Origin of the sequence: Nocardia gipuzkoensis, from assembly GCF_021183645.1 — a bacterium.
GTDB classification, from domain to species: domain Bacteria; phylum Actinomycetota; class Actinomycetes; order Mycobacteriales; family Mycobacteriaceae; genus Nocardia; species Nocardia abscessus.
Map to the genome: position 1 here is coordinate 4,260,603 of NZ_CP089225.1, position 24,263 is coordinate 4,284,865.

Here is a 24,263-nt window from a genome sequence, read left to right on the forward strand (position 1 = left end):
GCGTGCGCGCGGACCTGCGTGGTCACGTCGCGCCGCCGCCTCACGCCCCGCCCCTCTCGTCGGTCTCTTGCTGGTCGCGCCAGTCCTCGGGCAGCAGGTGATCGAGGACGTCGTCGACGCTCACCGCCCCGAGCAGGTGGTTCTCCTCGTCCACCACCGGTCCGCAGACCAGGTTGTAGGTCGCGAAGTACCGGGTCACCGCGGCGAGCGGGAGTTCGGGGCGCAGCGGCGACAGATCGGTGTCGAGAATGCCGCCCACCAGGTGGGCCGGTGGTTCGCGCAGCAATTGCTGGATGTGCACCGAACCCAGGTAGCGGCCGGTCGGCGTCGCGGTGGGCGGACGGACCACGAACACCATGCTGGCCAGCGCCGGGGTCAGGTCGGGGTTGCGCACCCTGGCCAGCGCTTCGGCCACCGTGGTGGCCGGCGTCAGGATGATCGGCTTCGGCGTCATCAGCCCGCCCGCGCTGTAAGGGGAATGCTCGAGCAGCCTGCGCACCGGCTCGGACTCCTGCGGGTCCATCAGGGCCAGCAGCGATTCGGCCTCGCCCTCGGGCAGCTCGCCCAGCAGGTCGGCGGCGTCGTCGGGGTCCATCGCCTCCAGCACGTCGGCGGCTCGCCGTACTTCCAGGTGGCTGAGCAGCTCGACCTGCTCGTCGTCGGGGAGTTCCTGCACCACGTCGGCCAAGCGTTCGTCGTCCAGCGCGACGGCCACTTCGATCCGCCGCTTCTCCGGCAGCTCGCGCAACTGCTGTGCGACGTCGGCCGCGCGCATGCCCTCGAACTGTTCCAGCAGCTGGGTGACGTCCTGTCCCGGCCGGTCGATCTCGTTGGGCGTCAGGCCGGACACCATGATCCAGTCGACCACGTGCACCGTGCGCCTGCGGCCCAGTCTGCGGTGCCCGCGCACCGCCACCCTGCTGACCAGCCAGTCCCTGGAACGGGTTTGTTCCATGCCGAGATCGATCACGTGCACGTCGACGCCCGCCAGATCCGGCAGGTCCGGGTCCTCGACCCGCACCACCGAGTCGACGATCTGCGCCAGGGCCAGCATCTCGCCAGGTCGCTGCGTGAAACGCCGCAGGCTGACCGTTCCGGTGTTCAGCGTGACCACGCCGGGTTCGATCGCGGTGACCCGCAGGATGGGCACGAAAATACGCCGCCGCGTGGGCAATTCGACGACCAGACCGTGTACGCGGGGCTGCTGGCGGTCGGAGCGGACGGCGACGACGACGTCACGGATCCGGCCGATAGACTCGCCGTCCGGTCCCAGCACCGCCAAACCGGCCAGCCTGGCGACGTACACCCTGGTAGCTGCCATGCTGCCAGGCTAGATGTTCGCGGGCCGGTGTTCGCACCGCGCCACGATCGACGGGAGTGATCATGCAGCCGCGCCGTTCGGTGCTCGCCTGTCCGGGCAGCAACACGAAGATGATCGAGAAAGCCAAGACCTTGCCGGTCGACGAGGTGTTTCTCGATCTGGAGGACGCGGTCGCCCCGGCCGCGAAGGCCGAGGCGCGGGCGAACATCGTCGCGGCGCTGAACGACTCCGGGTGGGGAACGCAACTGCGCGTGGTCCGGGTGAACGACTGGACCACCGAATGGACCTACGCCGACGTGATTTCCGTGGTCGAGGGCGCGGGCGCGGCGCTGGACGCGATCCTGCTGCCCAAGGTGACCGACGCGGGCCAGGTGCGCGCGCTGGACCTGCTGCTGACCCAGTTGGAGAAGACCTGCGGCCTGGACATCGGCCGGATCGGTATCGAGCCGCAGATCGAGAACGCGCTGGGACTGCGCAACATCGACGCGATCGCCACCGCGAGCCCACGGGTGCAGACCCTGGTCTTCGGCCCGGCCGACTTCATGGCCAGCATCAACATGCGCACCCTGGTGGTCGGCGAACAACCGGAGGGCTACGACACCGGCGACGCCTACCACCACATCCTGATGACCATCCTGCTCGCCGCCCGTGCCCACGGACTGCAGGCGATCGACGGCCCGTACCTGCAGATCCGGGACGTGGAGGGTTTCCGCCGCGCCGCCGCGCGCACGGCGGCGCTCGGATTCGACGGCAAGTGGGTGCTGCACCCCGGCCAGATCGAGGCGGCGAACGAAATCTTCAGCCCGCGCCAGGCCGATTACGACCGCGCCGAGGAGATCCTGGACGCCTACGCGTTCCACACCTCCGCGGCGGGCGGCGCGCGTGGCGCGGTGATGCTCGGCGACGAGATGATCGATGAGGCCAGTGCCAAGATGGCTCAGGTGATCGCGGAGAAGGGGCGCGCCGCCGCAATGACGCGCACCACGCGTTTCACACCACCGCGGGATGCCTCGAAATAGCAGAATGGAGCCATGACGAATCCCTTGGGGAACAACTCGAGCCGTGCGCGGCAGGGCCTCCCGACGCCCCCGTCGGGCTGGCCGGTCGGTTCCTATCCGACCTATGCCGAGGCGCAGAAGGCGGTCGACTACCTGGCCGACAACCAGTTCCCGGTGCAGGACGTGACCATCGTCGGTGTCGACTTGATGCAGGTCGAGCGGGTCCTCTATCGGCTCACCTGGGGCAAGGTGATCGGCGGCGGCGTGGTGTCGGGCGCCTGGCTCGGCCTGTTCCTGGGTCTGCTACTGAGCCTGTTCACCACCAGCGGCGCCCTGGGGCCGTTGCTCGTCGGCCTGGTCGGCGGCATCATCTTCGGCGTCATCTCGACCTCGATCCCGTACGCGGCGACCAGGGGGCAGCGCGATTTCGCGTCCACCATGCAGCTGGTGGCGGGCCGCTACGACGTGCTGTGCGATCCGAAGTCGGCCGAACAGGCGCGGGATATGCTCGCGCGGCTGGCGATCTGACGCATGGAGGTGCTGGAGCGGGTCCGCAGCGAGGTGCTGGGCCATTTCGGCGTGGACGCCGCGAACGTCGACGCCGCGTCGGTCACTTTCCTGGGCTTGGAGCCGATCGAGATCCTGCGCATCGCCGACGGTGATCTGGTGCATTACGTGACGCTGGGCGGTAGCCGCCATCCGATGGGCGATCCCACCGCCCTGCACGCGGATCCGGTGCGCGGGCCGCGCGCGGAGCTCGTGCTGACGCTGCGTTCCGGCGTGGGCGCGAGTGCGGGCCTGGCCAAGTCGCTCGGCGTGCTCGCCGCGGCACCGGCCGTGGAAGGCGTTGTGCTGCAACCGGACGCGTTGATGGACCTGAGCGAGCCGATCTGGCGCAACGCCCCGTTCACCGCGGTGCTGCTCGGTGACAGCGAAATCCCGGACGTGGCGCTGCCCGACCCGGCCGAGCCGGTGCGGTACTTCGGGGTGACGCCGGTGACCGCGACGGAAGCGGCATGGGTGCGGGTCCGTGGCGCGCAGGCATTACGCGACGCCTGGCGGGAGGCGGGGATCGACGTGCGCGACCCGGGGCGCGGCGCAGCCAGCCTGTGATCCCGGCCCGGCTACAGCCACTCGTTGCGCCGGAAGGTGAAGAACAGGCCGGTGCAGATGGCGAGGATCACCAGCCATACCGCCGGATAGCCCCAGACCTGGTGTAATTCGGGCATGTGGTCGAAGTTCATGCCGTAGATGCCCGCGATCATCGTCGGCACCGCCGCGATCGCCACCCACGCCGAGATCTTGCGCATGTCGGTGTTCTGCTGCACGCCGATCCGGGCCAGCGCGGCGCTGATCAGCGCACTGAGCGCCTCGTCGAAGTCGTTGATCCGTTCCGCGACGGCGGCGTGATGCTCGGCGACGTCGCGCAGATAGCGCCGGACCTCCTTGGCCACCGGCAGATCCGGTTTGTGACCGAGCAACTCCAGTGGCGCCGCGAGCGGATTCACCGCCCGCCGCAACTCGACCACTTCGCGCTTGAGCTGGTAGATGGATTCCACCGTGACCCTGCTGCGCGGGGTGAAGATCTCCTCTTCGATCTCATCGATGTCGTCCTCGACCGACTGGGCCACCTCGATGTAGGAGTCCACCACCCGGTCGGCGATCGCGTGCAGCACCGCGCCGGGACCCAGCGCCAGCTGCGCGGGATCTCCTTCCAATGCCTTGCGCACCTCGGCGAGCCCGGAGTGCTCACCGTGCCGGACGCCGACCACGAAGTCGGGACCGGTGACACGATGATCTCGCCGGTCTCCACGATCTCGCTGACGCTGTTCAGCTCGTGCTCGACGTAACTGACGGTACGCAGCACCAGCAGCAGCGAATCGTCGTAACGCTCCAGCTTCGGCCGCTGGTGCTTTTGCAGGGCGTGCTCGGTGGCCAGCTGGTGTAATCCGAAGGTCTCGGCGATATCGGTCATCTGCGTGAGGTCCGGGTCGTGCAGCCCGACCCAGACGAATCCGTTCTGTTCCTCCCGGGCTCGCGCGAGCGCCGCCTTGTGGGTGAACCGCCCGGGCAGCCGCTTGCCGTCCACGTACACCGCGCAGTCGACGATCGCCTGCGCTGTCGGAACCGGGATGAACCGTTGCTCCTGCCGCGGCGGCGTGCGGCCGGAGCCACGAAGCGACGAAAGCGGAGAAAACGACGGCACGGTGACGATGCTACGTGGACCGAGCTGGGGGAAGGCCGCCTGCGCGTGCGGGACGCCCGCGCCGCACTGTAAGACTTGAAGGCGTGCGCATCGACCTGCATACCCATTCGACCGCGTCCGACGGCACCGACACTCCGGCCGAACTCGTGCGGAACGCGGCCGCGGCGGGCCTGGACGTCGTCGCGATCACCGATCACGACACCACGGCCGGATGGGCCGAGGCGGTCGAAGCGCTCCCGGAGGGGCTGACGCTGGTCCGCGGCATGGAGATGTCCTGTGTCGGTCTCGGCGCGGACGGCTGGCCGGTGCCCGTGCACCTGCTGGCCTACCTGTTCGATCCGACCCACCGCGGCTTCGCCGAGGAACGCGAGCGGCTGCGCGCCGAACGGGTGGAGCGGCTGCGCGCCATGGCCGAGCGCATGGCGGCCGACGGACTGCCGATCGATCCCGACGCCGTCCTGGCCTCGGCGGGCCCCTCGGCGGGACGTCCGCACCTGGCCCGCGCGCTCGTCGAGGCAGGCGTGGTGCCGAGCGTGGACGCGGCGTTCGACGAGTTGCTCGCCCCGCACGGCCGCTACTACGCCGAGAAGGCCGACACCCCGCTGCGTCGCGCGGTGCAGATGATCGCCACCGCGGGCGGCGTCAGCGTCCTCGCGCACACCAGGGCGCGCAAGCGGGGCAGGCTGCTCGCACTCGACGACATCCGCGAGCTGGCCGACCTGGGCCTCGGCGGCCTGGAGATCGCGCACCCCGACCACTCCGCCGCCGACCGCGCGGTGCTGACCGATCTCGCCGCCGAACTCGGCCTGCTCACCACCGGTTCGTCGGACTACCACGGCACGAACAAGACCATCCGGCTCGGCGAATTCACCACCGATCCGGCGCAATTCGAGAAACTGGCCGACAAGGCCTCCGGCGTGCCGGTGATCACCGCGTGAGACTGGTGCGCGGCCTCAGCGGCATCGTGGCCGGGGGCACGGTGGTGGGCATGCTGGTGGTGGTCGGTACCGCGGTCCTTGCGGATCGGCGCGGGTTTCCCGGCCCCGGCGGTGAATCGGTCGCTTGGCATGTGGCGGTCGCGGCGGTCGCCCTCGCGGCGCAGATCTATTCGGATCGGCATCGGGGTCCGGCCGCCTTTACCGGATCCATGGTGGTTTTTCTGGCTGCTGGACTATTGCTGTGGACGCAATGGTGGAGCTGATTCCCCGCTTTGGTTGCGGGTGAATGAATTGTGCCCGAATATTTTTCTTTATGACCGAACTCGAGACGGACGTGCTGGTAATCGGCGGCGGCCCCGCCGGTACCTGGGCGGCCGTCTCGGCCGCCGCGGCGGGCGCCACGGTCGTGCTGGTCGACAAGGCGCGGTGCGGGTCGAGCGGACCGACCGCGCACGGCGTGAGTTCGTTGTGGCACATCCCGCCGGGCCCCGCGCGGGAGGAGGCGGTCCGGCGGGCACACGCGCACGGTGGCGGGCTGGGGGACGCGGAGCTGATGTACCGCGTGCTGGAGGAGTCCTATCAGCGGATCGAGCAGGTGGCGCGGTGGGGATACCGGATCGCCACTGATCCGGCCGCCCCGGCCACGCGGCGGATCTACCTGGACGGCGCCGGTTACCTGCGGCGAATGCGCCGCGGGGTGCGGGAAGCCGGCGTACGTGTGCTCGATTACCACCCCGCCCTGCAGTTGCTCGTCGACTGCGACGGTGTGGTGGCGGGCGCTACCGGCCTGCGCGACGACAACGGGTTCGAGCGCTGGACCGTGCGCGCCGGCGCGGTAGTGGTGGCCACGGGCGGCTGCGCGTTCCTGTCCGGCGGCGTGGGCACCGACGTGGACACCGGCGACGGTCTGTTGTTCGCTGCGGAAGCGGGCGCCGAGCTGTCCGGGATGGAGTTCTCCTGCGCCTACAGCCTGCTGCCCCAGGAGAACGCCGAGACTTCCGCACTGCGAGGTCTCGGCCTGCGGTTCGCCACGCTCTACGACGAATCCGGCGCGGAGTTGCCGGGGCATCGCTCGGCGGCGCTGGCCGCCATCGCCGATGGTCGCCGGGTCTTCGCCGGTCTGGACGACAGGGAGGCCGTCCGCACCCGGCCGGCGCGCCAAGGCATCGCCGACCGCGCGAAGCGGGTGCCACTGCGTGCGGTGCTGGGCGGCACCGTGCGCGGTACCGGGGGACTGCGCGTCACCGGGCCCGAATGCGCGACGACCGTCGCGGGCCTGTTCGCCGCGGGTGACGTCGTCAGCCGCGAGTCGGTCACCGGCGCGGTGAGCGGCGTCGACGGCCTGGGCGGGGCGTGGGCGATGGCCTCCGGCGTCTGGGCGGGCACGGCCGCGGCGAAATTCGCGCGCACGGCCGATCGGCGCGCCCCGGCCCACGCGGTGCCGGGAGCCGGGCTCAATGCCGTGGCGCGGATCGATCCGCGGGCGGTGATCGGTCTCGTGCAGGAGCACACCTTGCCGCTGCGGCGCAGCTACTGGCGCAGCGCGGGCAGCCTGCGCGACAGCATCGGCGAACTCGACGGTATGTGGCCGGGCGCGGAATTCGACCTGGGCGGCAGGGGTGTGGACCTGCTGCGCGCCCGGCAGGCCGCCGCGCTGCTGGCGGTGGCGCGATGGACGAAATACAGCGCGCTGACGCGCGCGGAGAGCCGGGGCATGCACCGCAGGACCGACCATCCCGGCGCGGCCGACAGCTGGCGGGTGCGGTTGACCTCGGGCGGAGTGCGCAGCGTGTGGGTGCGCCCGGAGGCACAGCGGGCGGTGCCGCGGCAGCCCCGCGATATCGTCGCCTGAGTCGGGTGGCCGGACGCCGCTACGGCCGCGGCTGCGCGTCGTGCGCAGGCGATTCTCACACCGGTGCCGGCTCGAGCAGTGCGACTACTCACCGCGTCCTGGCCGGAAACGGCGAGTTTCCCCTTACCTGAAGGTAATTCCCGGCCCCTAACGTTGGGTGATGGAGCGCGACACGGCCCAGCGGGTATTCGGTTTGGCAACTCGCCTACCGGACTGGCAGAATGTGTCGGATTCCTTACCTCCGCCACCGCCGGGTGAGGGAATTACGGAGGTCTCCGCCTCGCCGACGTACCGTCGCGACCCGAGAGACCACACCGCATGTTCTGTCCGGGCCCACCCGTCCGGTTCCGCTTCGCGGATCAGTGCCGCGCCCGTCGTCGAGATACCGGCAAGCCGTGTTCGCTGCGCTCGCAGCCGCCTTGAAACACACCGGTCAGTGCACTCGATGAGCGTAGTGAAACGACTTATACCCATTACCCGGTGGTAACCGTCCCCCGGTTTAGCCCGACCCGAGCAGGAGTGAAATCGTGTCACCTGTGACTGACGCACCGAATTCCACCGCAAGCCTGTCCGAAATCACAAACGACGAAATCTTCGCGGGACATCTCGGCGGCAAACTCTCGGTCGAACTCAGTGCGCCCTTGGAGACCCAGCGCGACCTCTCGATCGCCTACACCCCGGGGGTCGCCCAGGTCAGCCGCGCGATCGCGGAGGACGAGGCGCTGGCCAAGCGCTACACCTGGACCGACCGGCTCGTCGTCGTGGTCAGTGACGGCACCGCCGTGCTCGGCCTCGGTGACATCGGTCCGCGCGCCTCGCTGCCGGTGATGGAGGGCAAGGCGGCGCTGTTCAAGAAGTTCGCCGGGCTGGATTCGATTCCGATCGTGTTGGACACCAAGGACGTCGACGAGATCGTCGAGACGCTGATCCGGCTGCGCCCGAGCTTCGGCGCGGTGAACCTGGAGGACATCTCCGCGCCCCGCTGCTTCGAGATCGAGAAGCGCGTGATCGAGGCGCTCGACTGCCCGGTGATGCACGACGACCAGCACGGCACCGCCATCGTGGTGCTCGCGGCCCTCAACGGCGCGGCCAAGGTGCAGGGCCGCGGCATCGAGGGACTGAAGGTCGTGGTGTCCGGCGCGGGCGCGGCCGGTGTCGCGTGCACGAACATCCTGCTCGCCGCGGGTGTCCGGGACGTCACCGTGCTCGATTCCAAGGGCATCGTGAACCGGGAGCGCGGCGACCTCAACGAGGTGAAGGCCGAACTGGCCACCCGCACCAATCCGCGCGGCCTCACCGGCGGTGCGGCCGAGGCGCTGGCGGGCGCCGACGTGTTCCTCGGGCTGTCCGCGGGCCTGATCGCCGAGGAGCTCATCGCGTCGATGGCGCCGGAGTCGATCGTGTTCGCCATGTCCAACCCGGACCCGGAGATCCACCCCGAGGTGGCGCGCAAGTACGCCGCCATCGTGGCCACCGGCCGCAGCGATTTCCCGAACCAGATCAACAACGTGCTGGCGTTCCCCGGCGTCTTCAAGGGCGCGCTGGACGCGGGCGCCCGGCGGATCACCGAGGGCATGAAGATCGCCGCCGCCGACGCGATCCTCAGCGTCGTGGCCGACGAACTCGGTCCGGACAAGATCGTCCCCAGCCCGCTGGACCCGCGGGTCGCTCCGGCTGTCGCCGAGGCGGTCGCGGCCGCCGCCCGCGCCGAGGGCGTCGCGTAACGCGCATTCCCCCGCATCGACGAAGGCGCTCCGTTCACCTCGAACGGGGCGCCTTCGGCGTAGCGGACGCCGACTACCTGGACTCGCCGACTCAGTTCGTGGTCTGCAATTCGGCCGCGGGCGGACCCACCGGGCGTGGCGTCCGGCGCAAGCGGCCCGCGCCGGGCGCACTCGCCCACACCGCGAACGCCAGCAGACCATCCAGCAACATCGCCAGTACGGCCACCAGCAACGCACCCACCAGCACCCGGTCGTAGCGGTAGAGGCTGATGCCGTCGAAGATGTACCGGCCCAGCCCGCCGAGGTTGACGTAGGCGGCGATCGTCGCGGTGGCCACCACCTGCAGGGTCGCGCCGCGCAGGCCGGTGAGCAGGATGGGCAGCGCGTTGGGCACCTCCACCCGGAACAGGATCTGCCGCTCGGTCATGCCCATGGCGCGCGAGGCGTCCACGACATCGGCGGGGACGTTCGCGATTCCGGCGTACGCGCCCGCCAGCAGCGGCGGAACGCCGACCGTGACCAGGGCCAGCAGCGGCGGGATGAGGCCGAGGCCGAGCAGCAGCACCAGGAACGTCAACAGGCCGAGGGTCGGCAGCGCGCGCATGGCGTTGGCGAACCCGACCAGCACCGCCGCGCCGCGCCTGGTGTGCCCGATCACCAGGCCGAGAGGCACCGCGATCACCGCCGAGACGGCGATGGTCAGAAAGCTGTACCAGAGATGCTGAAGGACGCGGGTCCCGATGCCGGAGGGCCCGCGCCAGTTGGCGGCGTCGGTGAAGTACTGCCAGGCGTCGAGGAAGAGATTCACGCGACGGCGCCTTTCGCCTTCGCGGCCCTGGCGTCGGCGCGGACCCACGGCGTAGACCAGCGGCCCAGGGCGTACACCACACGATCGGCGACCAGCGCGAGCCCGAGCGTCACGAGGACGCCCGCGATGATCTCGTCCGGGTAGTCGCGCTGATAGCCCTGGGTGAAGAGCTTGCCGAGCCCGCCCACGCCGATCAGCGCGCCCACCGACACCATCGCGATATTGGTCACCACCACCACCCGCAGGCTGGACACGAAAACCGGTACGGCCAGCGGCATGTCCACGGTGAGGGTGCGGCGCAGCGGGCCGTAGCCGACGGCGTCGGCCGCGTCGAGCACGGTGGCGGGCACCGAGTCCAGGGCCGCCGGAACAGCGATCACCAGCAGCGCCGTGGAGTAGATGGTGAGCGCGATGATCACGTTCAGCGGGTCGATGGCCGAGATCCCCACCAGCGGAGGAATGATCACCAGCAGCGCCAGCGACGGAACCGTGTAGGCCAGGCTCGCGGCGGTCACCGTGACCCGGCGCAGCCACGGCACCCGCCGCACCAGCGCGCCGACCGGAATCGCGATCACCGATGCCAGCAGCAGCGGCGTCAGCGCGAGATGGAGATGGGTCGCGGTGAAACCCATGACCTCCGGGAAATTCTCGATGAGATATCGCATGGCCGGCTATCGCACCTGTTCTTCGAAGAAGTGCCGGTTGCGTTCGGCGTCTTCGTGCGCGCGCTGCCCGGCCAGTTGCTCGAGCACCTCGGTGGCCAGCACCCCGCCCCGCAGCGCGCCCGCGTCGTCCACGGCGACGCCCACTCCGGAGGGCGAGGAGATCGCGGCGTCCAGCGCTTGGCGCAGGTCACCGGTCGGAGTGAACAGCGAGCCGCCCGCCGACATGCAGTCAGCCGGCGCACGACCCGCGCGCAAGCCCTCGACCCCGGTGACGTCGATCCAGCCCACCGGCTTGCGCTGCACGTCCACCACCAGCACCCATTCGCCCGCGTCCAGCCGCAGCCCGTTCACCTCGTCCGCGACGGCCGTCCGGATCTCGTGCAGCGGAACGTCGGTGGCGGTGCGGAAGGACAACCCGCGGTAGCCGCGGTCCCGGCCGACGAAGTCGGCGACGAAGTCGGTGGCGGGCTGCGCCAGCAGGCGCTGCGGCGGGTCGTACTGCTGCAAGGTCCCGCCGCGGCCGAACACCGCCACGCGATCGCCGAGCGTGATCGCCTCATCGATGTCGTGCGTGACGAACACGATGGTCTTGTGCAATTCGGCTTGCAGCCTTTGCGTTTCGATCTGCAATTCGGCGCGCACCACCGGGTCGACCGCGCTGAACGGCTCGTCCATCAGCAGGATCGGCGGATCGGCCGCCAGCGCGCGGGCCACGCCGACGCGCTGCTGCTGACCGCCGGACAGCTGCGCCGGGTACCGCTGGGCCAGCGATCGGTCCAGGCCGACCCGGTCGAGTACCTCGAGCGCCGCGGCGCGGGCGGCCCGGCGCGAGTCACCGCGCAGCACCGGAACGGTCGCGACGTTGTCGAGGACCGTCCGGTGCGGCAGCAGGCCGCCGCTCTGGATGACGTACCCGATCCCGAGGCGGAGCCGGACCGGATCAACGGTCGAAATATCTTGTCCGGCAATGGTGATCGTCCCCGAAGTGGGCACGATCATGCGGTTGATCATCCGCATCGAGGTCGTCTTCCCGCAGCCGGAAGGTCCGACGAAGACGGTGAACGACTCGGATTCGATGCGTAGATTTAGGTCGGTGACGGCGTGGGTGCCGTCCGGATAGATCTTTCTGATACCGGAGAACGCGATATCGGACATCGATTCGCCCTCCTAGCCCACCGGCTTGTTCAGCCCCTTGGCGGCGACCCAGGCCGCTGCGGCGGCCTTGGGCTCGGTCTTGGCGCTACCGGAGACGGCCTTGTTCAGCTCGACCAGCTCGGCGGTGGTCAGCTGCGCCGACACCGCGTTCAGCGCCGCGAGCAGCTTGTCGGACTTCTTGCTCGCGTTGAGCAGTGGCACCACGTTCTGCGCGGGGAAGTTGTGCTTCGGGTCTTCCAGCACCACGAGGTCGTTCTGCGCGATGGCGGGTGCGGTGGTGAAGATATCGGCCGCGGTCACCTGGCCCTCGACCAGCGCGCGCACCGTGGCGGGGCCGCCGCCGTCGGCGATCGGCACGAAATTGCTCGCGGTGATGTCGAGGCCGTAGTTCTTCTTCAGGCCGGGCAGACCGCCTGCCCGCTCCTGGAACTCGGCGGGCGCGCCGAATTTCACCTCGGCCGAGTGCGCGGCGAGGTCCGCGATCGTGCGCAGGTTCCAGCGCTGCGCGGTGGCGCGGGTGACCACGACGGTGTCGGAATCCTCCCCGGGCGCGGGCGTACCGATCGCGAGATCGGAACCGAGCGCCGCGCCCAGCGCGCTCTCGACGTCGGCCGCGCTGGTGGCCGTGGCGTTCTTGTCCAGGTATTGCAGCAGGTTGCCGGTGTAGTCGGGGATCACCGAGATGGCGCACTGCCGCACCGCGGGCACGTAGGCTTCGCGGCTGCCGATATTGAGCTTGGTGTCCACGGTGAAACCGTTGGCGCGCAACACCTCCGCGTACACGTTCGCGACGGTCTCGGATTCCGGGAAGTTCGCCGAACCGACGATCAATCCGTCTCCCGAACAGCTGCCGCCGGTGGCGAGCGGGTCGGAATTGCCACAAGCCGACAGGATCATCGCGACGGCGAGCGCCGCGGCGGCGGCGAGGACGCGGGCGGCGCGCAGCGCGGCGCGCACAGCGGGGCGCCGACGCCCGGCGGCATCGGGGATGCGGGTGGATTTCACGACAGTCCTTCCGACATGACGGCGGTGCGCGGTCTCGGCACCGAGCGGCCGCCGGTACATTCTGGGTGTCCATACTGCCCGCTTCCGGGTTTTTCTGTTGGCTGTGTCGATTCGACGGAGAGTTGGTGTCGCCGGATGATGTTGGCCGCGTCACAGCGGTTGCTGGCTCGGTTGCTGGTGGTCGCTTCCGTCGCGCTGGTCGTGTCCTGCGGGAACGACGCGCCGGGATCGTCGATCACCGTCGGCGCGGGAGATTCGGTGGAGTCGTCGGTGCTCGCCGAAATCTATGCGGGCGCACTGGCGCGTACCGGGACGCGCACCGCGGTCTCCGCGCGCCTGGGTGGCCGGGAGGACTACCTCGCCGCGCTGGACGCCGACCGGGTCCAAGTGGTCGCCGAGCACACCGGCGCGTTGCTGACCCATTTCGACGAACACGCGACGGATCGGCTGCCGAAAAAGGTGGCGAACGCGGTGAGTGCCGCACTGCCCGAGGGGCTGGTGGTCTCCGACTTCGCCGACGGCGCCGATCTGCGACCGCGGGTGCTGCTCACCGCGCAGGCGGCGGCCCAGGACAAGGTGCGTTCCGTGGGCGATCTCGCCCCACGCTGCGGTGAGCTGACCGTGGGCGTGGCAGTCGCGCCCGGCCTGTTGCCGTCGGCGGGGCGCGATCGCGTCGGCGGGTGCGACTTCGCGGCCACCGTGGCGTTCCCGGATCCGGCCGCGCTGCGAAAAGCGTTGCTCGACGGTCAGGTCCAGGCCGGTCTGCTGAGCGGTCCGCCCGAACTGGCGCCCGGTGCGACCGACGGTCTGGCCGTGCTGTCCGACGACGATTACGCGGTGCGCGCCGAGAATGTGCTGCCGCTGTTCCGCAAGGGCTTGCTGGACCAGCGCCAGATCAAGAAGCTGAACTATGTCGCGGGTGAACTGACGACGGACGAGCTGGCCGCGATGATCCGGCGCGTTCGTGACGAGGGCTCGGCACCGGGGGATGTCGCGCGCGACTGGCTGGACCAGCACGCCCTGTAGCCGGTCGACCGGTCCGCTTCGATACCCCGGTGAGGTTCACGGCCAACGCAAGAACTGATGTCGGAAATCGAGCGATAGATGTCGCATCCGACACTGCCGCTCCGGAGAGCCCGGGCATAGTCTTCTAGTCGAGCCCTCTGGTGGGCTTCGCCAACATCACCACACAGTCCCGTATCAGCAATGGCGCTGTACCGGGGTCGCCGACGTCGCCGACCTCGCGGCGGGAGCTGATCGAGAGGCCGTCGAGAGTCGCATCTCGACGGCCTCTCATCTATTCGGCAGGCCATCGGGAACGCGCCGGCCAGAGAACTGTGTCGCCCATCACCGGTCACCCGCCCTTGCCGACGGACTGCTCCGCGCCGTATATTCCACGTGGAATATTTAGCGTGGAGCATGTCGCCATCCGCCGATACCCTTGCGGGGCAAACTCGGCGTGTAGGCGGCTGACAGGTCGAGACTCGTTCACAACGGAGGTCCACAGGCGTGGGGCAAGAGCAGGCGCATTCATCGGTCACGCCGCTGGCCATCGCTGTGCTCGCGCTGCTCGAGGAGCGGCCCATGCATCCGTACGAGATGTTCCAGACGCTGATCGCCCGGCGGGAGGACAAGCTGGTGAAGGTGCGGCCCGGTTCGCTGTACCACACCGTGTCCCGGCTGGCCGACCAGGAATTGGTCCGCGCCGAGGGCGTCGACCGGGCGGGCAACCGGCCCGAACGCACCACCTACCGGATCACCGGGCGCGGCAGGGACGCACTGCGCAACCGGATCGCCGAGATCGTGCGGCGACCCGTTCCGGAGTATCCGATCTTCCCGGTGGCGCTGGGCGAGATGCACAACCTGCCCAAGCCTGAGGCGCTCGCGTTGCTGCGCGAACGGATCGGCGTGCTGAAAGCCGAGTTGGCCGACACCGACATGCTGAGTGCGTGGGCTCGAGAGCACGCCGTCCCGCGCCGCTACTGGATCGCCCTGCCCTACTTGCGGGCGATGTTGGCCGCCGAACTGACCTGGGTCGAGGAGTTCACGGCCGAATTGGACAGTGACGCGATCGAATGGGAGAACTTCGACCCCCGGACCGGCGCGCCCGCCGGCTCCGGCGACGGCCCATCGACCGACGCAGGCACGACGCCACCGGTGCCGAGCGGCCTCGTGGAGAACCGCGACCCGAACTTTTCGGATAGTCCGAGTTAGGAACGAAACACATGTCCACACCACGCAATCCGTGGCCGGCGCTACTCGCGCTGGTTGTCGGCTTCTTCATGATCCTGCTGGACATGACGATCGTCGCGGTCGCCAATCCCGCGATCATGACGAGCCTGCACGCCGATATCTCCCAGGTGATCTGGGTGACCAGCGCCTACCTGCTCACCTACGCGGTGCCGCTGCTGGTCACCGGAAGGTTGGGCGACCGCTTCGGCCCCAAGAACATCTATCTGATCGGCTTGGCGGTGTTCACCGCCGCGTCGCTGTGGTGCGGCCTGTCCGGCAGCATCGGCATGCTGATCGCCGCGCGCGCCGCACAGGGTGTCGGCGCCGCGCTGATGACGCCGCAGACCATGGCCGTGATCACCAGGACTTTCCCGCCGGACCGGCGCGGCGCCGCGATGGGTCTGTGGGGTGGCGTCGCGGGACTGGCGACGCTGATCGGGCCGATCCTCGGCGGTGTGCTGGTGGACGGGCTCGGCTGGGAGTGGATCTTCATCGTGAACGTCCCGGTCGGTGCGGTCGCCTTCGCGCTGGCGGTCTGGCTGGTGCCCGCGCTGCCCACCCACGAGCACAAGTTCGACATCCCCGGCGTGCTGCTCAGCGGTATCGGCATGTTCTTGCTGGTGTTCGGTATCCAGGAGGGCAACAGCTACGACTGGTCGTTGCGGATCTGGCTGTTGATCGGTGCCGGCCTGGTGGTGCTCGCGGTGTTCTTGGTCAACCAGGCCAGGAACAAGGGGGAGCCGCTGCTGCCGCTCAGCCTGTTCCGGGACCGCAACTTCGCGCTGTCCAATGCCGCGATCGCCGCGATGGGTGCGGCGGTGACCTCCCTGATGGTGCCGACGTACTTCTACCTGCAGGCCGTGCGGGAGATGTCGCCGACCAAGTCCGCGCTGGTCTTCGCGCCCATGGCGATCGTGACCGGCTTCGCGGCCCCGCTGGTCGGCAAGTTCGCCGACCGGTTGCACCCGAGAACCGTGCCCACCATCGGCTTCGGCCTGTTCGCGCTGTCGGTGTTCTGGTTCTCGGTACTGATGGACCCGCACTCGTCGCTGGTGTGGTTCCTGGTGGCCGCCGCACTGGCCGGCTTCGCCAACGCCTGCATCTGGGCTCCGCTGGCGGCCACCGCGACCCACAACCTGCCGGTCCAGCAGGCCGGTGCGGGCGCCGGTGTCTACAACACCACCCGCCAGGTGGGCTCGGTGCTCGGCAGTGCGGCGATCAGCGCGCTGGTGGCGGCCAGGATGACGGCGAACGGACTGGGCGGCGGGACCGTCGCCGAGGGCGGCGCGGGCCAGGGCCCGATCCCGGAGTTCGTGAAGGACTCCTTCAGCACCGCGCTGAGCCAGTCCACCCTGCTCCCCGCGGCCATCCTGCTCCTCGGCGTCGCCGCCTCGGTACTGTTCATCCGCCACGGCGCGTCCGCTCCGGCGCAACTCGAGAAAGAACGAGCCACGGCCGACTCGGCGGCGAGCTGACGTCCCGAAACCTCATGCCCCGCGGAAGACGCCCTTCTGCGGGGCATGTTCGTCGGCGCAGCGTCCCGGCCCGGTGGTTCGATCGGGAATGGGTTGCGCTCAGGCGATCTGGACAGTGACCGAGGGATAGCCGGTGGCGCCGTCGGGGATCACGTCGCGGCGTTCGGCGGTTTGGGTTTCGCCGGTTCCGTCGGTGGCGCGGGCGCGGATGGTGTGCGGGCCGGAAAGGGCATCCCAGTCGAAGACCCACTGGCGCCAGGTGTCGATGGACTGTTCGTCGGAAAGGCGGGCCTGCTGCCAGGGGCCGTTGTCGATCTGGACTTCCACGGCGCGGATGCCGCGATGCTGTGCCCAGGTGACACCGGCGATCGGGATGCGGCCCGGCTGGAGGCGGCCGCGAGCGCGTGGAGTGTCGATGCGGGTGCCGGTCTTGATCGGGCCGAGTGCCGACCAGCCGCGCCGGGTCCAGTACGCGGTGGCGCGGTCGAAGCGGGTGACTTCCAGTTCGGTCACCCATTTGGTGGCCGAGACGTAGCCGTAGAGACCGGGCACGACCAGCCGGGCCGGGTAACCGTGCTGCACCGGAAGGGGTTCGCCGTTCATGCCGACAGCCAGCAGGGCGTCGCGTCCGTCGGTGAGCACCGCCAGCGGAGTGCCCGCGGTCCAGCCGTCGGCGCTGTGCGAGAGCACCATGTCCGCATCGGGGTGCGGTCCGGCTTCGGCGAGCAGCCGATCCACGCGGTAGCCGAGCCACCGCGCGTTGCCGATCAGGTCACCGCCGACCGGATTCGACACACAGGCCAGGGTGACCAGGTGTTCCTCTACCGGACGGTTCGCCAGATCCGCCCAGCTCAACCGGATTTCCCGGTCGACCATGCCGTGGATGCGCAGCGACCAGCTGTCCTTGGAGACCTGTGGAACGATCAGCGCGGTATCGATCCGGTAGAAGTCGTCGTTGGGGGTCAGGTACGGCGTCAGCCCGGACACTCGGAGATCGACGCCGGGTGCGAGAGGTGCGGCGGGAGCAGTCGGCTCCGGCAGCCGCACCGCGGCGCGTTCACCCGAAACGTCGCTGCGCCTGGCGCCCAGCAGTCGTCCGGTGACCCCGGCGGTTACGGCCAGCCCACTCGCCACCAGCAGTCCCTGCAAGACCTGCCTGCGCTCCGGAGACGAACCGATGGCGGAGCCGCCATCAGCGGAAGCGTCGGACACATCGCCGGTGCCCGCGGTGCGCTCGGCGTGACCTCGATGCCCTTCGGCTCCGGAAGTCCGCGACGTTTCCGCCCTGGGCTGGGTCTCGGAATCGACGGTCGAGCGCCCTGCCCCGGCCCGGCCGTCGGCGGGAAGGACTTGTGTTGTCGCGTCGATTCGACGGGTGAGCGCACGCAGCGCGCAGATACCCACGGCCACACCGACGACAGTCGGCATCGCGGCGGACAGACCCGTCCGAGTAACGGCCAGCCATGCCGTGAGGACCCCGAAAGCGACGAACAACCACGACCCGGCGGCGCGGTCGGTCCGCTCGACGGCTCCCGCCAGCCCGGCGACCAGCACGGTGATCACGCCCATGACCAGGTACAGCACGGCCTTGTCGTTCGTGCCGAAGGTGGTGATGGCCCATTCCCGCAACCCGTCGGGCGTGTGGTCGACCACGGCCGAGCCGAGGACGTGCAGCGGCGCGTTGTCGGGCCCGAGGAAAGCCGCGAACAGTTCGGCCACACCCAGCGTCAGCCCCGCCGAGACGATCCCGGCCACCACGCGCAGTCGCAGATCGGCCATGGCATCGAGACTACTGCGGGGTCGGCCCTCGCGGCCGGTGACCGATCCACCGGTCACCGTTGCGGCGTTCACGCCGGTGGCGGTCCCGGTCGAGTGCGGGTGCCCAGCCCTCGGGAACGCGAAAGGCGCTGTCCGGGAACAATTCGCGGACAGCGCCTCGCAGCGATCAGCTCAGTTGTAGATGCTCGCCACGTCGTCGGCGTGCTGCTTCATCACGACCGCGCGCTTGAGCGACATCTTCGGGGTGAGCTCGCCGGTCTCCTGGGTCCAGTCGATGGTCAGCAGACGGGTCTTCTTGATCTGCTCGGCGTGCGAGACCTTCTTGTTGGTCTCGGCCACCGCCGCGTTCACCTCGGCGATCAGATCCGGGTTCTCGATCAGCTTCTCGATCGGGGTGTCGGCGGGCAGGTTGTTGCGTTCCTTCCAGCCGGGCAGCGACTCCGGGTCCAGCGTGATCAGCGCGCCGATGAACGGCTGGCCGTCGCCGACCACCATCACCTGGCTGATCAGCGGGTGTGCCCGCAGCGAGTCCTCCAGCAGCGCGGGGGAGACGTTCTTGCCGCCGGCGGTGACGATGATCTCCTTCTTGCGGCCGGTGATGGTGATGAAGCCGTCGCCGTCGATGGCGCCGAGATCGCCGGTCTTGAACCAGCCGTCCTCGAACGCGTCCTCGGTGGCCTCCGCGTTGCCCCAGTAACCGTCGAACACGACCGAGCCGCGCAGCAGCAGCTCACCGTCCTCGGCGATCTTGGCGGCGTGGCCCTCGATCGGGCGGCCGACCGAGCCGACCCGGATCTGCTCCGGGGTGTTGACCGCGATGGCCGCGGTGGTCTCGGTGAGACCGTAGCCCTCGTAGATGGTCACGCCGACGCCGCGGAAGAAGTGGCCCAGCCGCGCGCCGAGCGGGCCGCCTCCGGAGACGGCCGCCTCGCACTGGCCGCCGAGGGCCGCGCGCAGCTTGCTGTAGACCAGCTTGTCGAACAGCGCGTGCTTGAGCTTCAGCCCGACGCCCGGTCCGCCGTTGTCGAGCGCCTCGCTCCACGCGATGGCGGTGGCGGCGGCGGCGTCGAAGATCTTGCCCTTGCCGCCGTCGTGAGCCTTCTGCTTGGCGCTGTTGAACACCTTCTCGAACACCCGGGGCACCGAGAGGATGAAGTGCGGGCGGTAGCTGCCGAACTGCTCGACCAGGGTGGACCAGTCGGCGGTGTGCGCGACGATCACCTTCGCGTCGAACGCGGCGAGCGCGACGGCGCGGGCGAAGACGTGCGCCAGCGGCAGGAACATGAGGGTCTTCTTGCCCTCGGTGACGTACTTCTGCAGCGCGATACGGTCGGACTTGGACTCCGCGTACAGGTTCGCGTGGGTCAGCATGACGCCCTTGGGGCGGCCGGTGGTGCCCGAGGTGTAGATCAGGGTGGCCGGGGACTGCGCGCCCACCTGGGCGCGGCGGTCGTGCACGGCCTGGTCGTCCAGGTCGGCGCCACGACTGATCAGCTCGTCCAGCGCGCCCTTGTCGATCTGCAGGATCTCCCGCAGGTCGGGCAGCGACCCGGTTTCGATCTCATCGATCACCTTGCGGTGCTTGTCGCTGTCCAGGATCAGCAGCTTGGTGGCCGAGTCCTGCAGAATCCACTTGGCCTGCTCGGCGGCGGAGCTGTCGTAGATCGCGACGGTGCAGCCGCCCGCGGCCCAGATGGCGAAATCGAGGACGGCCCATTCGTAGCGCGTCGGCGCCATGATGGCGACGCGATCGCCGAAGTCGAGGCCCGAGGCGATCAAGCCTTTCGCCACGCCCGTCACGGTCTTCGCGAACTCCGCGGCTGTGACATCCTGCCAGCCGCCACTGCCGTTCGGCACATTGAACAGCACCGCGTTCGGCGCTTGCTCGGCGTGGCGGAAGACGTTGTCGGAATTGTTCGCGTCATCCGGAATGGTGTAGGAAGCCGGGACTTCGAACTCTCGCATCAGTGCCCTTCCACGTGGGTTTACTCGCCAGTAATCTACGACACCTGCGCCAGGGTCGTGAGGTCGACCACCGAAATCGCCTCCGTACATCACCGCAGGGTAGGGACCCGCTCGGATTTCATCCTAGTTCGCGCAGGTCCGCCGGTTGAATGGCTTCGCGCAGGAACTCCGCGAGTTCGCGCAGCGCGGCCGCCGCGGGCGCGGCCAGCGCGGCCTGCAACTGTGCGACGTGCCACAATCCCTTGCTCTCGGTGAAGCGGACGTGCACGCCCGCCTCGCGCAGCGCGGCGACCAGCGCCACGCACTGGCCGTGCAGCAGTTCGCTCAGGTCCACTTGGACGTAGGTCGGCGGCAGGCCGCGCAGTTCACCGGTCAGCGGGGCGTAGGACGGATCGGCCGAGTCACCGGCGCCCAGGTAGGCGGACGCGCAGGCGCGTGACCACGGCTTGCTGATCACCAGGTCGCGTTCGCGCTCCGGGATCTCGTTGGGGTCGGCCCACGGTGCGATGAGCCCGAGCGCCGCCGGGGTCTGCCCGTGCCGGGCGATCAGGCGTTGCGCGAGCGCGAGCGACAGCCCGCCCCCCGCGGAATCGCCCGAGACGGCGATCCGGCCCGGCTGGAATCCCTCGCTCGTCACGAGTTCGAGGAAAGCGGCCTCGGCGTCATCGAGCGCCGCGGGGAGCGGGTGTTCCGGCGCGAGGCGGTAGTCCAGCACGTAGACCGCGTAACCGGTGTCTCGCGCCAGGCGGGCCGCCAGTGAGCGGTGTGTCGCCAGGGAGCCGACCGCGTAGCCGCCCCCGTGGAGATAGAGGACGGCGCCGTCGTCGGCGGTGTCGGCGAAGCCGATTCGCTCGGCGGGCCTGCCGCCCAGCCGTGTAGCTCGCACGACCGCGCCCGCGGGCAGCAGCTGCGCCCGCGAGCTCACGTCGAGCAGCCTGCGCTGCACCGCGAACGGCAGCCGCTTGTTCAGCGTCACCCGGAAGATCGGATTCAGTACCGCCCGCGCGACGGGCAGCGGAAGGTTGATGTCCCGCATCGTCGTTTCTCGAATCCCGGGATCAGGGCAGGAAGCGGCGTTCGACGTTGGCCGCGATCCGCTGGTAGCCCGACGCGGTCACCCGGACGAACAGATCCAGCAGTTTGGCCTCCCAGCCGATCAGCACGCGGCCGTGCCCCTTGCGCACGCCCTCGGTGATGGTCTGCGCCGCCATCTCCGGGGTGTGGATGGCCAGCTTCTTGTCGAACATCGACGCGGCCGACTTGCTGTCGATGCCCTCGGCGTAGGTGGCGTTGCGCGCGACCGCGGTCTTGATGCCGCCGGGGTGCACGCAGGTGACCTTGACCGGGTGCCGCGCGACCAGCATCTCCTGACGCAGCGACTCGGTGAAGCCGCGCACCGCGAACTTGGCCGCGTTGTACGCGGACTGACCGGGGATCGCGATCAGCCCGAACAGGCTGGAGACGTTGACGATGTGGCCGTCGCCGGACTCGATGACCATCGGCAGAAACGCCTTGGTGCCGTTGACGACACCCCAGAAATCGACGTCCATCACGCGCTCGAAGTCCTTGTACTCCGAGCGGATGACCTCGCCGTGGTGGGCGATGCCGGCGTTGTTGTAGACCTGGTGCACGGTGCCGAAGTGCGCTTTCACCGCGTCGGCGTAGAGGATCACCGCTTCGCGTTCGACCACGTTCAGCCGGTCGGATTTGACTTCGGCGCCCAGCTGCTCGCAGCGGCGGGTGGTCTCGGCCAGACCCTCGACGTCGATGTCCGACAGCGCCAGCTTGGCGCCGCGCCTGGCCAGATTCACCGCCAGCGCACGACCGATGCCGGAGCCCGCTCCGGTGATCACACAGACCTTGTTCTTGAAGTAAGCGTCACTGCTCACGATGCCACTGCTTTCACATCGGTTCGGGAAATGGAGATGTCGTACGCCGCCACGTCGAAAGTCTTGGTCAGCCTACGGAATTCGAAAGTGAAGTCCGGCCACAGCGTGGTGTTGTTGCCGTGCTTGTCCAGGTACCAGCTCGAGCACCCGCCGGTGAGCCAGACGCTCCCGGCCAGCTTCGCCTGCAGCTCCTTGTTGTAGGCATCCTGCACGTCGCGGCGCACTTCCACGGTACGCAGGTCGAGGCGGTCGATGGTAGCCAGTGCGTCGGCGATGTAATTGATCTGCGATTCGATCATGTACACCATCGAGGTGTGCCCGAGGCCCACGTTCGGCCCCAGCAGGAAGAACATGTTGGGGAAGTTGGCGATCGAGGCGCCCTTGTACCCCTGCTGGCCGATCTCGTCGAACACCTCCGACAGGGTGCGGCCGTCGCGGCCCGCGATCGTGTCGTAGGTAGGCGAGTCGGTGACGTGGAAGCCGGTCGCCACGATCAGCGCGTCGATTTCGCGCTCGGTGCCGTCCTCGGTGACGATCGAGTTCGCGCGCACCTCGGCGATGCCGTCGGTGACCACGTCGACGTTGGGGCGCGACAGCGCCGGGTAGTAGTCGTTGGAGATCAGCATGCGCTTGCAGCCGATCCGGAAGTTCGGCGTGACCTTGGCGCGCAACCGCGGATCGCGGATCTCGTAGCGCAGTTTGGCCTTCGCGATGGCCTCGAACAGCTGCATCATGGCCGGAGCCTTGGCCAAGCCGACCACCTGGGTCTCGCGCGCGGCGTAGATGGCCGCGCGGGATAGTCGCTGCAGGCCGGGCACGTACTTGAAGGCGAGTCGCTCGGCCTTCGTGTACGGGCGGTCCAGGCGCGGCAGCAGCCACGGCGCGGTGCGCTGGTAGACGTCCAAGTGGCCGACCTGCGTCGCGATGGCGGGCACGATCTGAATGGCCGAGGCGCCGGTGCCGATGATGGCTACCCGCTTGCCGGTGAGGTCGGCGTCGTGGTTCCAGCGCGCGGAGTGGAAGATCTCGCCTTCGAACTCGCCGATGCCTTTGATGTCCGGCAACGCGGGCTCGCACAGCGCGCCGACCGCCGACACCACCGTGTCGGCGGTGAAGCTGCCCTTGGTCGACTCGATCTCCCAGCGGGAGGCCTCGTTGTTCCAGCGGGCGCTGGTCACGTCGCAGTCGAAGATGTGCTTGTCGCGCACGTCGTAGCGCTTGGACACGTCCTGGATGTACTGCTGGATCTCACCCTGCCGGGAGAACGACCGCGACCAGTTCGGGTTCAGCGCGAACGAGTACGAGTACAGGTGCGAGGGGACGTCGCAGGCGGCGCCGGGGTAGGTGTTGTCGCGCCAGGTGCCGCCGACGTCGCTGCCGCGCTCCAGCACGAGGAAGTCGTTGCGACCCTGCTGGGTCAGCCGGATGGCCAGACCCAAACCCGCGAACCCGCTGCCGATGATGATCGTCCTGGCGTGGCGCGTGGGTCGGGCGGCGACAGCTTTGTCTGTAACCTTGCGACTCATGTAATGGAGACTACGGTGCTATTGAGCACGAGTCAACAGTATATTGACTTCCGTTCAGTAGGATGTGCTGGTGACCAGAACCCAAGGAGACGCCCCCAGGCGCACGCGGCTCAGCCCCGACGAGCGCCGCGAGCAGCTGATCACCTTGGGCGCCAAAATGCTCGGCGAACGCGCCATCGAGGACATCTCCGTCAGCGAGATCGCCGCCCAGGCCGGCATCTCCCGCGGCCTGCTGTTCCACTACTTCCCGACCAAGCAGGATTTCCAGCTGGCGATCGTGCGACACGCCAACGCCGAACTGCTCGAGCGCGTCGTCCCGGACCGCTCGCTCGGCCTCTTCGACATGCTGCGCGACTCGATCGAGCGCTACATCGAGTACGTCACCGAGAACCGGACCTCTTACCTCGCGCTCCTGCGCGGCCCGACCAGCGTCAGCCCCGACCTGGCCCCCTTGGTGGACCAGACTCGCGACGCCATCATCGAGATCATCCTCGCCGAGACGCCCGTGCCGGTCTCCGAGCCCGACCATCCCCGCCTCATGCTCGCCATGCGCGGCTGGATCGCGTTCGTCGAGGAATCCACCCTGACGTGGCTGCGTTCCGAACCCGTCTCCCGCGAACAACTCGTCGACCTGCTGGTCGAGTCGCTGATCGCCATAGCCTTCTCCGTCGATCCGGCCTTGGCCTCGGCGCTGCGGGGTTGACGGGTTCCCGCGTCGCACGTCC

General features: G+C 69.1%; 21 protein-coding genes and 1 pseudogene. 11 read left to right on the top strand and 11 right to left on the bottom strand.

Annotated features, from left to right (window positions below; genetic code table 11):
- Positions 1-40: 40 nt before the first annotated feature.
- A complete protein-coding gene (locus tag LTT66_RS19240; protein WP_233060009.1) occupies positions 41-1,321 on the bottom strand; it encodes a magnesium transporter MgtE N-terminal domain-containing protein in 1,281 nt (426 codons plus the stop codon).
- A 62-nt stretch (positions 1,322-1,383) separates the two neighbouring features.
- On the opposite strand from LTT66_RS19240, the gene LTT66_RS19245 reads away from it, so the two are divergent.
- Genes LTT66_RS19245 through LTT66_RS19255 form a run of 3 tightly spaced genes read left to right on the top strand, consistent with a single transcriptional unit; the run spans position 1,384 to position 3,432 of the window.
- Positions 1,384-2,340 (top strand): HpcH/HpaI aldolase/citrate lyase family protein, encoded by a 957-nt coding sequence (locus LTT66_RS19245; protein WP_181719363.1) that lies wholly within the window; start codon positions 1,384-1,386, stop codon positions 2,338-2,340.
- 12 nt (positions 2,341-2,352) lie between these two features.
- Entirely contained in the window at positions 2,353-2,847 is a 495-nt protein-coding gene (locus LTT66_RS19250; RefSeq protein ID WP_181719338.1) for a general stress protein, read from the top strand.
- Between the two features lie 3 nt (positions 2,848-2,850).
- Positions 2,851-3,432 (top strand): suppressor of fused domain protein, encoded by a 582-nt coding sequence (locus tag LTT66_RS19255; RefSeq protein WP_233060010.1) that lies wholly within the window; start codon positions 2,851-2,853, stop codon positions 3,430-3,432.
- 11 nt (positions 3,433-3,443) lie between these two features.
- Here the strand turns inward: LTT66_RS19255 and LTT66_RS19260 are convergent.
- Positions 3,444-4,534, bottom strand: a pseudogene (locus LTT66_RS19260) (magnesium and cobalt transport protein CorA).
- A gap of 74 nt (positions 4,535-4,608) precedes the next feature.
- On the opposite strand from LTT66_RS19260, the gene LTT66_RS19265 reads away from it, so the two are divergent.
- The 4 genes from LTT66_RS19265 (at position 4,609) to LTT66_RS19280 (ending at position 9,039) form a co-directional block, all read left to right on the top strand.
- On the top strand, positions 4,609-5,463 hold the full coding sequence (locus LTT66_RS19265) for a PHP domain-containing protein (RefSeq protein ID WP_233060011.1): 855 nt from the start codon (positions 4,609-4,611) through the stop codon (positions 5,461-5,463).
- A complete protein-coding gene (locus tag LTT66_RS19270; RefSeq protein ID WP_233060012.1) occupies positions 5,460-5,726 on the top strand; it encodes a hypothetical protein in 267 nt (88 codons plus the stop codon). Before LTT66_RS19265 ends, LTT66_RS19270 begins: the two co-directional genes overlap by 4 nt.
- A 50-nt stretch (positions 5,727-5,776) precedes the next feature.
- Positions 5,777-7,315, top strand: coding sequence for an FAD-dependent oxidoreductase (locus LTT66_RS19275; RefSeq protein WP_233060013.1), 1,539 nt, complete (start codon positions 5,777-5,779; stop codon positions 7,313-7,315).
- 527 nt (positions 7,316-7,842) lie between these two features.
- Positions 7,843-9,039: an NAD(P)-dependent malic enzyme gene (locus tag LTT66_RS19280; RefSeq protein ID WP_408638650.1), complete on the top strand. Its 1,197-nt coding sequence runs from the start codon at positions 7,843-7,845 to the stop codon at positions 9,037-9,039.
- A 91-nt stretch (positions 9,040-9,130) separates the two neighbouring features.
- Here the strand turns inward: LTT66_RS19280 and LTT66_RS19285 are convergent, their stop codons facing one another.
- From LTT66_RS19285 to LTT66_RS19300, 4 genes are read right to left on the bottom strand one after another with little or no spacing between them, the layout of a single operon-like run.
- The gene (locus LTT66_RS19285; protein ID WP_233060014.1) at positions 9,131-9,847 is read right to left on the bottom strand and encodes an ABC transporter permease; all 717 of its coding nucleotides are present in this window, start codon (positions 9,845-9,847) and stop codon (positions 9,131-9,133) included.
- Positions 9,844-10,512, bottom strand: coding sequence for an ABC transporter permease (locus LTT66_RS19290; RefSeq protein ID WP_233060015.1), 669 nt, complete (start codon positions 10,510-10,512; stop codon positions 9,844-9,846). The genes LTT66_RS19285 and LTT66_RS19290 overlap by 4 nt, the downstream gene beginning before the upstream one ends.
- Positions 10,513-10,518: 6 nt before the next feature.
- Positions 10,519-11,667, bottom strand: a complete 1,149-nt coding sequence (locus LTT66_RS19295) for an ABC transporter ATP-binding protein (protein ID WP_233060016.1) — start codon at positions 11,665-11,667, stop codon at positions 10,519-10,521.
- Positions 11,668-11,679: 12 nt separating this feature from the next.
- Entirely contained in the window at positions 11,680-12,564 is an 885-nt protein-coding gene (locus LTT66_RS19300) for an ABC transporter substrate-binding protein (RefSeq protein ID WP_233069331.1), read from the bottom strand.
- A gap of 243 nt (positions 12,565-12,807) precedes the next feature.
- Between LTT66_RS19300 and LTT66_RS19305 the strand changes: the two genes are divergently transcribed.
- The 3 genes from LTT66_RS19305 to LTT66_RS19315 all read left to right on the top strand — a co-directional run bounded on the left by LTT66_RS19305 (position 12,808) and on the right by LTT66_RS19315 (position 16,379).
- Positions 12,808-13,698 (top strand): glycine betaine ABC transporter substrate-binding protein, encoded by an 891-nt coding sequence (locus tag LTT66_RS19305; RefSeq protein ID WP_233060017.1) that lies wholly within the window; start codon positions 12,808-12,810, stop codon positions 13,696-13,698.
- Between the two features lie 483 nt (positions 13,699-14,181).
- The gene (locus LTT66_RS19310) at positions 14,182-14,886 is read left to right on the top strand and encodes a PadR family transcriptional regulator (RefSeq protein ID WP_233060018.1); all 705 of its coding nucleotides are present in this window, start codon (positions 14,182-14,184) and stop codon (positions 14,884-14,886) included.
- An 11-nt stretch (positions 14,887-14,897) separates the two neighbouring features.
- Entirely contained in the window at positions 14,898-16,379 is a 1,482-nt protein-coding gene (locus LTT66_RS19315) for a DHA2 family efflux MFS transporter permease subunit (protein ID WP_195096257.1), read from the top strand.
- A gap of 99 nt (positions 16,380-16,478) precedes the next feature.
- On the opposite strand, the gene LTT66_RS19320 is transcribed toward LTT66_RS19315, so the two are convergent.
- The 5 genes from LTT66_RS19320 to LTT66_RS19340 form a co-directional block, all read right to left on the bottom strand.
- Positions 16,479-18,158, bottom strand: coding sequence for a molybdopterin-dependent oxidoreductase (locus LTT66_RS19320; protein ID WP_233060019.1), 1,680 nt, complete (start codon positions 18,156-18,158; stop codon positions 16,479-16,481).
- 171 nt (positions 18,159-18,329) lie between these two features.
- Positions 18,330-20,123: an AMP-dependent synthetase/ligase gene (locus LTT66_RS19325; RefSeq protein WP_233060020.1), complete on the bottom strand. Its 1,794-nt coding sequence runs from the start codon at positions 20,121-20,123 to the stop codon at positions 18,330-18,332.
- 118 nt (positions 20,124-20,241) lie between these two features.
- On the bottom strand, positions 20,242-21,159 hold the full coding sequence (locus LTT66_RS19330) for an alpha/beta hydrolase (RefSeq protein WP_233060021.1): 918 nt from the start codon (positions 21,157-21,159) through the stop codon (positions 20,242-20,244).
- Between the two features lie 22 nt (positions 21,160-21,181).
- A complete protein-coding gene (locus LTT66_RS19335) occupies positions 21,182-22,012 on the bottom strand; it encodes an SDR family NAD(P)-dependent oxidoreductase (protein WP_233060022.1) in 831 nt (276 codons plus the stop codon).
- The gene (locus LTT66_RS19340) at positions 22,009-23,538 is read right to left on the bottom strand and encodes a flavin-containing monooxygenase (protein WP_233060023.1); all 1,530 of its coding nucleotides are present in this window, start codon (positions 23,536-23,538) and stop codon (positions 22,009-22,011) included. The genes LTT66_RS19335 and LTT66_RS19340 overlap by 4 nt, the downstream gene beginning before the upstream one ends.
- 70 nt (positions 23,539-23,608) lie before the next feature.
- Here LTT66_RS19340 and LTT66_RS19345 point away from each other — a divergent pair, with 70 nt between their 5' ends.
- Entirely contained in the window at positions 23,609-24,241 is a 633-nt protein-coding gene (locus LTT66_RS19345) for a TetR/AcrR family transcriptional regulator (RefSeq protein ID WP_233060024.1), read from the top strand.
- Positions 24,242-24,263 lie beyond the last annotated feature (22 nt).

Bases quoted from the DNA above. Each gene is read 5' to 3' on its own strand.
- LTT66_RS19240 (WP_233060009.1), bottom strand. From the start codon at position 1,321: ATGGCAGCTACCAGGGTGTACGTCGCCAGGCTGGCCGGTTTGGCGGTG.
- LTT66_RS19245 (WP_181719363.1), top strand. From the start codon at position 1,384: ATGCAGCCGCGCCGTTCGGTGCTCGCCTGTCCGGGCAGCAACACGAAG.
- LTT66_RS19250 (WP_181719338.1), top strand. From the start codon at position 2,353: ATGACGAATCCCTTGGGGAACAACTCGAGCCGTGCGCGGCAGGGCCTC.
- LTT66_RS19255 (WP_233060010.1), top strand. From the start codon at position 2,851: ATGGAGGTGCTGGAGCGGGTCCGCAGCGAGGTGCTGGGCCATTTCGGC.
- LTT66_RS19275 (WP_233060013.1), top strand. From the start codon at position 5,777: ATGACCGAACTCGAGACGGACGTGCTGGTAATCGGCGGCGGCCCCGCC.
- LTT66_RS19290 (WP_233060015.1), bottom strand. From the start codon at position 10,512: ATGCGATATCTCATCGAGAATTTCCCGGAGGTCATGGGTTTCACCGCG.
- LTT66_RS19295 (WP_233060016.1), bottom strand. From the start codon at position 11,667: ATGTCCGATATCGCGTTCTCCGGTATCAGAAAGATCTATCCGGACGGC.
- LTT66_RS19300 (WP_233069331.1), bottom strand. From the start codon at position 12,564: ATGATCCTGTCGGCTTGTGGCAATTCCGACCCGCTCGCCACCGGCGGC.
- LTT66_RS19305 (WP_233060017.1), top strand. From the start codon at position 12,808: ATGATGTTGGCCGCGTCACAGCGGTTGCTGGCTCGGTTGCTGGTGGTC.
- LTT66_RS19315 (WP_195096257.1), top strand. From the start codon at position 14,898: ATGTCCACACCACGCAATCCGTGGCCGGCGCTACTCGCGCTGGTTGTC.
- LTT66_RS19320 (WP_233060019.1), bottom strand. From the start codon at position 18,158: ATGGCCGATCTGCGACTGCGCGTGGTGGCCGGGATCGTCTCGGCGGGG.
- LTT66_RS19325 (WP_233060020.1), bottom strand. From the start codon at position 20,123: ATGCGAGAGTTCGAAGTCCCGGCTTCCTACACCATTCCGGATGACGCG.
- LTT66_RS19330 (WP_233060021.1), bottom strand. From the start codon at position 21,159: ATGCGGGACATCAACCTTCCGCTGCCCGTCGCGCGGGCGGTACTGAAT.
- LTT66_RS19340 (WP_233060023.1), bottom strand. From the start codon at position 23,538: ATGAGTCGCAAGGTTACAGACAAAGCTGTCGCCGCCCGACCCACGCGC.